This is a genomic window from Geotalea sp. SG265, from assembly GCF_022808985.1.
In the GTDB taxonomy this organism is placed as follows: Bacteria; Desulfobacterota; Desulfuromonadia; order Geobacterales; family Geobacteraceae; genus Geotalea.
Map to the genome: position 1 here is coordinate 1 of NZ_JAKZFT010000038.1, position 1,109 is coordinate 1,109.

Below are 1,109 nucleotides of genomic sequence, written 5' to 3' on the forward strand. Positions count from 1 at the left end.
TGAAACAAGGTTTGATGGTGCACTCTCGGCTTTGAGCAATGACGGTGCTGCCAACATGACTACCAATAAAACGAAGGATACAAATTTCATATGGGGTATGCCTTTCATCTTTCTCCTCGCTCAACGGGGCCGGAAATCACCGGCGGTTTAAGGGCCGGTGCATTTACGTGGTTGGGCATTTTGTTTGAATTTATTTAGTTTTATCGCAATTCATTTTATATGCTAACGGTATTGTATATGGAAGTATCAAACTATCTGCTACAAAGCTTAAAGGTAAATCAACAATGCCTCCAACAAGTGCTATTGGATAAACTATCAATCCAAAGCATCCTTCTCCATGACATGAATATGGAAATAAAATTAAATCTAAAATGTCACTATGTGCACCGCTATAAATAACTGTATTATCATAATAATTATATCTGACAGTTGTGCAAAGCATATCATCGCTTATTTTACTAGCAGCATAGAAATCCGCTTGCGTCTGCCATGTCATGCAACCAGATATAATAATTAATACTGTGATTAAAATTATGGATTTATATATTCATAATTCTTTATATATCAGGTCTTTGAAAAACTAGTGCTATTTGCGTCCCAATAGATACAGTTTTATGCTATGATGCAACGCATAATTCTTTGATATTGCTGGAGAAATAGTATGCGCGGGTTTGAAGAACAATCTGATGCTCTGTTTATTTATGTATCCCCTGAATCATTTGTTCCTAAGGATCATCCGCTACGACCAATCAGACAGATGGTTGATACGGCACTGGAGAACATGTCGCGGGTATTCAGTCAGATGTATTCCCACACCGGTCGTCCTTCTATTCCTCCTGAGCGGCTACTGAAAGCGATGTTGCTTCAGGTGTTGTACTCAATTCCCAGCAACGTCAAGCTTGTGGAGCAAATTCACTTCAGTATTCTGTTTCGTTGGTTCCTTGGGCTGGGTCTTGATGAGTCTGTCTGGGATAATTCAAGCTTTACCACGAACCAGGAGCGCCTCATTGAAACCGATGTTGCTGCGAGGTTTCTTGAGGAGGTCCTTGAACAGGCGAAACGCAGGAAGCTGCTGTCAAAGGATCATTTCAGCGTTGACGGCACTTTGA

The 1,109-nt window shown here is 40.6% G+C and carries 2 protein-coding genes; one reads left to right on the forward strand and one right to left on the reverse strand.

Going from position 1 to position 1,109, the window contains the following annotated elements; translation table 11 throughout:
* Positions 1 to 190: 190 nt before the first annotated feature.
* Complete coding sequence (locus tag ML541_RS18815; RefSeq protein ID WP_243375606.1) at positions 191 to 496, reverse strand: YceK/YidQ family lipoprotein; 306 nt, start codon at positions 494 to 496, stop codon at positions 191 to 193.
* A 165-nt stretch (positions 497 to 661) separates the two neighbouring features.
* Between ML541_RS18815 and ML541_RS18820 the strand changes: the two genes are divergently transcribed.
* Positions 662 to 1,109: transposase (locus ML541_RS18820; protein ID WP_243375609.1), on the forward strand; the 448-nt coding region annotated here is incomplete at its 3' end.

What these genes read in the sequence shown, in the direction of transcription:
- ML541_RS18815 (WP_243375606.1), bottom strand. Translation starts at nt 496, where the DNA reads ATGACATGGCAGACGCAAGCGGATTTCTATGCTGCTAGTAAAATAAGC.